This is a genomic window from Cellulomonas sp. P5_C6 (genome assembly GCF_054049635.1).
Genome location: NZ_JBFULZ010000225.1, coordinates 1 through 6,279, shown reverse-complemented (window position 1 = coordinate 6,279; position 6,279 = coordinate 1). Strand labels below are relative to the sequence as shown.

Annotated in this window: 3 protein-coding genes, 1 tRNA gene and 1 pseudogene; 1 reads left to right on the top strand and 4 read right to left on the bottom strand. The window is 73.5% G+C overall.

What is annotated here, in order from left to right; genetic code table 11:
* On the bottom strand, positions 1 to 449 hold a 449-nt coding region (locus tag ACXJKG_RS18565; RefSeq protein WP_456847218.1), incomplete at its 3' end, for a flavodoxin domain-containing protein.
* Between the two features lie 166 nt (positions 450 to 615).
* Positions 616 to 698, bottom strand: a tRNA-Leu gene (locus tag ACXJKG_RS18560).
* A gap of 146 nt (positions 699 to 844) precedes the next feature.
* Between ACXJKG_RS18560 and ACXJKG_RS18555 the strand changes: the two genes are divergently transcribed.
* On the top strand, positions 845 to 2,050 hold the full coding sequence (locus tag ACXJKG_RS18555) for an AI-2E family transporter (RefSeq protein ID WP_456847217.1): 1,206 nt from the start codon (positions 845 to 847) through the stop codon (positions 2,048 to 2,050).
* Positions 2,051 to 2,053: 3 nt separating this feature from the next.
* Here ACXJKG_RS18555 and ACXJKG_RS18550 read toward each other — a convergent pair whose 3' ends face one another.
* Both ACXJKG_RS18550 and ACXJKG_RS18545 read right to left on the bottom strand, forming a co-directional pair.
* Positions 2,054 to 5,635 (bottom strand): error-prone DNA polymerase, encoded by a 3,582-nt coding sequence (locus ACXJKG_RS18550; RefSeq protein WP_456847216.1) that lies wholly within the window; start codon positions 5,633 to 5,635, stop codon positions 2,054 to 2,056.
* Positions 5,628 to 6,279, bottom strand: a pseudogene (locus tag ACXJKG_RS18545) (DNA polymerase Y family protein); the annotation flags it as partial. The gene ACXJKG_RS18550 and the pseudogene ACXJKG_RS18545, both read right to left, overlap by 8 nt.

The following is a 6,279-nucleotide window of genomic DNA, read 5'->3' as shown; positions in this document are numbered from 1 at the left end:
GCGATCTGCTGCGGGTCACGCCAGTCGCCGGACATCTTCTTCGCCATGGAGGAGGCCGGGAAGCCCGTGGCATCCGGGAGGAGCCGCCCGCCGAACGTCACCGTCCCGCGCGCATCGATCCGCCGCGCGGCGGACCGCACCTGACCCACAGGCCCGATGGTCGTGCTCGTCGCCGACCCGTCGAGCGGACCGGTGGCGACCAGCCAGACCGGGAGCTGGGACAGTCTCTGCTCGTTCCGGTGGACGAACCGTCGCGCGTCCTTGTGCCAGCGGCCGGCGTACAGCGCACCCGCGACGACGACCGCGTCGACGTCGGCGAGCCCCTCGACCTCGGCGGCAGGCCGGACGACCGCATCGTGACCGTGCTCGCGCAGGTCCTCGCCGATCATCTCCGCCACACCCTCGGTGCCGCCTCGGGTGCTCCMGTAGGCGACCAGCACGCGCGTCATGATGCCCTCCAGCGATCGACGTGGTCATCCTCGTCGGCGACCCACGTCTCGATCGTCGTCGCGCCGCGGCCGGTCACCAGGGCCAGAGGTCCCGAGTTGCCGCACGAAGAAGGCCCCGACCGGCGTTGCTGCTGGTCAGGGCCTTGTTCGTCGCTGTCTCAACGAGTGTCCGGAGGGGGACTTGAACCCCCACGCCCTTTCGGGCACTAGCACCTCAAGCTAGCGCGTCTGCCATTCCGCCACCCGGACAGGTGGACCGCAGGGGGCCCGTAGGCTCCCTCAGGTGCGGCAGAAAAGATAGCACGGCGTTGCGGGGCGGCACGCATCGGCCCCCCGGGGCAGACTGGCCGCAGACGCCGAGCCCAGGCGCGACCAGCGGTGATGMAGGGAGCCCCATGACTGACAGCAGCAACAGCCCGACCGCGCGGAAGGTCGCGGGTGCCCGGCGCAACCCCAGCGTGTACGGGGCCGAGCAGACGGCCCCGCGCTGGTTGCGCAACGCCGCGGGCATGTCGTGGCGGCTGCTGATCGTCATCCTCATGGTCGCGCTGATCTTCTACGCGACCGCCAAGGTGCAGCTGCTCTTCATCGCGCTGTTCATCGCGTTCGTGTTCACCGCCGTGCTGCGGCCGGCCGTCGACTTCCTGGACCGCTTCATGGCACGCGGGCTGGCGACGGCCCTGTCGATCCTCGGCGGGATCATCTTCTTCCTGGGGCTGCTCACCTACGTCGGGTACTCGATCGCGAACCAGTGGACCGACCTGGCGAAGCAGTTCAGCCAGGGCATCAAGCAGATCACCGACTTCCTGGAGAACGGTCCGCTGCCGTTCACGATCACCAACGACCAGATCGCCGTGTGGATCAGCAACGGGCAGAAGTGGGTCCAGGACCACGCCGGTGATCTTGCTGGTCAGGCCGCCGCCGGTGCCGGGTCCGTGGTCGAGGTGTTCACGGCCATCGCGCTCGCCATCTTCTGCACGGTGTTCTTCCTGGCCCGCGGTCGGGAGATGTGGACCTGGTTCCTCAACCAGCTGCCGACGCGTAACCGGGACTCGTGGAAGACCGCCGCGGGGGCCGGCTGGTACACGTTCTCCGGGTACACGCGCGGCACCGTGATCATCGCGGTGACCGACGGGCTCCTCGCGTTCATCCTGCTGCTGGTCCTGCAGGTTCCGCTGGCGGCACCGCTGGCCGTGCTCGTCATGATCGGCGCGTTCATCCCGCTGGTGGGCGCACCCGCGGCCATGGTCGTGGCGATGATCGTCGCCCTCGCGGCCAACGGGCTGTGGTCGGCGGCGTTCGTCGGCATCGGCATCGCGGCCATCGGGCAGCTCGAGGGGCACATCCTGCAGCCGTTCGTGATGGGCCGGCAGGTCCGGCTGCACCCCGTCGCGATCGCCCTGGCAGTGACGGCGGGCACGATCACGGCGGGCATCCTCGGCGCCGTCATCGCCGTGCCGCTGGTCGCGGTGGTGTGGGCGATCTTCTCGCGGCTGCGGACGCTGGACCCGCCGATGGAGGAGTCCGAGGCGTCGGACACGGTCGAGCCCGTCGACGAGGCGGCGCAGATCGACGACGACGCGCCCGTCGCGCAGGGCTGAGCCTCACCGGAAGTCCCGCGACGCGGTCCGGACCTTGAGCGACATCGCGCTCAGGTGCTCCGCCACCAGGTTGGTCGCGCCGTCCGACCGCTCCAGCCGGCCACGGACCACCATCGCGCGTGACGTCCGGGCGACCTTGCGGAACTTCTGCCACAGCCCCGCCGAGCAGATGATGTTGAGCAGCCCGGTCTCGTCCTCGAGCGACAGGAACGTGATCCCGCCCGCCGTCCCGGGCCGCTGCCGGTGCGTGACGACGCCCGCGACGGCCACCCGCCGCCCGATCTCGTGGGTGTACGCCTGCTCGACCCGGAGCACCCCCGCCGCGTCGAGCCCGTCGCGGACGAACTGCGTCGGGTAGGAGTCGACCGAGACCCCCGTCGCCCACACGTCGGCGGTCGCGATCTCGACGTCGCTGAGCCCCGGCAGCATCGGTGCACTCACCCCCACCGAGACCCCCGGCAGCGTGTCCGGCCCCTCCTGGGCGAGCGCGCCGGCAGCCCAGAGCGCCTCCCGACGCGTCACGTCGAGGCTGTCGAGCGCTCCGGCGGTGGCGAGGGCCTCGAGCTGCGCGGTCGACAGCTGCACGCGTCGGACCAGCTGACGCAGGTCGGCGAACGGCCCGTGCGCGCGGCGCTCGTCGACCACCCGCTGCGCGACGTCCTCCCCCACCGACCGGACCGACGACAACCCGAGGCGGACCGCGAGCGACCGCGTCCCGTCCCCCGTGCGCACACCCGGCGCGGTGACCGGACCTGTCCCGCTCGGCGCGGGGACGAGGAGCGGCTCGCCACCGTCCGGCGTCGGACCCAGCCGCTCGACGCGCGCCAGCACCTCGGACAGCTGCACGTCCGGGCGCAGCACCTCCAACCCGTGCCGGCGGGCGTCGGCGGCCAGGCTCTGCGGCGAGTAGAAACCCATCGGCTGTGCTGCCAGCAGCCCCGCGTAGAACGCGGCCGGGTGGTACACCTTCAGCCACGCGCTGGCGTACACCAGGAACGCGAACGAGTAGGCGTGGGACTCGGGGAACCCGAAGTCGGCGAACGCCTTGAGCTTGTCGAAGATCTGCCCGCCCGTCTCCGCGTCGATCCCGTGCCCGGCCATGCCGGACATCAACCGGTCGCGCATCGCCTCCATGCGCTCGGTCGACCGCTTCGAGCCCATCGCCCGCCGCAGCTGGTCGGCCTCCGCCGGCGTGAAGTCGGCGACGTCGATGGCCATCTGCATGAGCTGTTCCTGGAACAGCGGGACGCCCTTGGTCTTGGCCAGCGACTTCTCCAGCAGCGGGTGCAGGTACGTCACGGGCTGGCGGCCGTGCGCGCGCTCGATGTACGGGTGCACCGAGCCGCCCTGGATGGGACCGGGGCGGATGAGCGCCACCTCGATGACGATGTCGTAGAACGTCCGCGGCTGCAGGCGCGGCAGCGTGCCCATCTGCGCGCGCGACTCCACCTGGAACACCCCGACCGTGTCCGCCGCGCTGAGCAGGTCGTACACGCGCGTGTCCTCGGCCGGCAGCCCGTGCAGGTCGAGCTCCTGGCCCTCGTGCTCGTGCACGAACCCGAACCCGATGCGCAGCGCGGTGAGCATGCCGAGCCCGAGCAGGTCGAACTTCACCAGCCCGGCGTCCGCGCAGTCCTCCTTGTCCCACTGCAGCACGGTCCGGCCGGGCATCCGCGCCCACTCCACCGGGCACACCTCGATGACCGGGCGGTCGCACATGACCATGCCGCCCGAGTGGATGCCGAGGTGCCGCGGCAGGCGCAGGAACCGGTCCGCCAGGTCGATGACCTGCGCGGGGATCTCGTCGAGGTCGTCCGCCGACGGTGGCCGGACCGCCGGGACCACGTCGTGCCCGTCGGCCGTGGCCAGCCCCGGCGTCTCCACCCCTCTCGCCGCGCGCAGCACCGGCGGGGGCTCCCACGTGTTGCCCCACATCGAGGCCTGCGTGCGCCGGCGGTCCTCGCGCGCGGTGGCGGGCACCGGTCCCGTGTGGCCGACGTGCGGGCGCGCACGCCGACCAGGTCCGGCGGACGGCTTCTCGGGCGGAGGGGTCGGCGCGGTCGAGCGCAGGCTCCCCCACCGCTCGATCGACGACGCCCACGCGTCCTGCTGCCCGACGTCGTACCCGAGCGCCCTCGCGGCGTCCCGGACCGCCGACCGGGGCCGGTAGGAGATGACGTTGGCCACCTGTGCGGCATGTGTACGTCCGTGCTTCTCGTAGACGTACTGGATGACCTCTTCGCGCCGCGCGGACTCGATGTCGACGTCGATGTCCGGCGGGCCGTCGCGCTCGGGGGCGAGGAACCGCTCGAAGAGCAGGCCGTGCCGGACGGCGTCGACGGCGGTGACCCGCAGCGCGTAGCAGACCGCGGAGTTGGCGGCCGAGCCGCGGCCCTGCGCCATGATCCCGTTGCGGCGGCAGAAGTCGACCAGGTCGTAGACCACCAGGAAGTACCCGGGGAACCCGAGGTCCTCGATGACGCGCAGCTCGTGCGCCAGCTGCGCGTACGCGCCCGGCACCTTCTCCTTCTCCGGCGGTCCGTACAGCTCGAGCGCGCCGCGACGGACCAGCTCGCGCAGCCACGTCGCCTCGGTGTGCCCCGGCGGCACCGGRTACGGCGGCAGCTGCGGCGCGACGAGTGACAGGTCGAACGCGCACTCGTCGGCCAGGTCCGCCGCGGTCGCCACCGCGGAGGGGTGCCTGCGGTGCAGCGCGAGCATCTCGGTGGCCGACCGCAGGTGCGCCATCGGGCCACCGGGCAGCCAGCCGTCCAGGTCCTCCAGCGACGACCGGGCGCGGACCGCGGCAAGCGCGGCGGCGAGGTCGGCGTCGCGCGGGGTGGCGTAGTGCACGTTGCCGGTGGCGACGAGCGGGAGCCCGGCGTCGGCAGCCAGGTGCGCGAGGGCGTCGGCACGGTCGGAGTCGTAGGGGTCGCCGGCCGCGGTGATCTCGACGGCCACGTTGTCCCGCCCGAACAGCGCCACCAGCCGGTCGAGCTCGGTCCGCGCGGCGTCGACCCCGGACGGGCTCACCCCGGCGACGCCCGACGGGTCCCCGCCGGCGAGCGCGCGCCGCACCGACCCCTTGCGGCAGCCCGTGAGCACCAGCCACTGCCCGGCGGCGGTCGCCGCGAGCTCGTCCAGCCGGTAGTCGGCCGCACCCTTCTGCCCCGTCCGCAGGTGCGCCTCGGCGATCGCGCGGGACAGGGCGCGGTAGCCGTCCGGTCCGCGGGCGAGCACGAGCAGGTGCGACGCCCGCGGGTCCGGGATGCCCGTCGGCAGGTCGAGCACGGGCGGCCCGGGCGTGACGCGACCCTTCTCGCGCGGGTGCCGACGACCGTCCGGCRCGGGCAGGTGCAGCTCCGCGCCGAACACCGTGGGCAGGTCGACCGCCTTGGCCGCCTGCGCGAACCGCACCACGCCGTACAGCCCGTCGTGGTCGGTCAGCGCGAGCGCCCGCAGCCCGAGCCGGGACGCCTCCGCGGCGAGCTCCTCGGGCTGGCTGGCGCCGTCGAGGAAGCTGAAGGCGGAGTGCGCGTGCAGCTCGGCGTAGCGCGGGGGGAAGTGTGCCGATCTCTCAGTCATAGGTGGCCTCGCAGGTCCAGCCGCTCGCCGTGCACGCCAGGAGCACCGCCCGGCCGTCGTCGAACGTCACCTGCAGGTGCGCCCGCAGCCCGGGGCGGTCGTCGGCGGCCACCCACCAGCGCTCGCTGAGCAGCCACGGCCCGGCCCAGCCGGCCACCGCACGCCCGTCGCCGACRTCCCTGCGGCGGCTGCGCGGCTGCTCGCGGGCCGCCGGACCGTCCTCGTCGCGCACCCGCGGCAGCCACCGCACCCACGCGGGCTCCCCGCGCATCCCGCTGCGCACGTCGAGCACCACCGGCACACCGGCGGCGTCGCGCACGTCGACCCGCTCGGGCGGGTCCAGCACCGTCGCCGGTGCAGGATCGGGCAGCCGCCCGGGCCAGGGGCGGTCGACGGGCCGCGCCGGCTCCGTCTGCTCCCCCCACGGCCGCAGGTGCACCTGGTCCCGCACGTCGCGGCCGCCCTGCAGGGTGGCGACGAGGATCCCCGCCCCGCCGACGATCCCCTGCACGCGGTCGAGCGCCCGGTGCGCGCGCAGGTCACCGCCGGACGGACCGCCCCACAGGCGGCCCTGCTCTGCCCCGGCCGGCGCGACGTCGAGCGCGGTGACCGCGAGGTGGACCAGCGTGACCGACCGCGTGTCC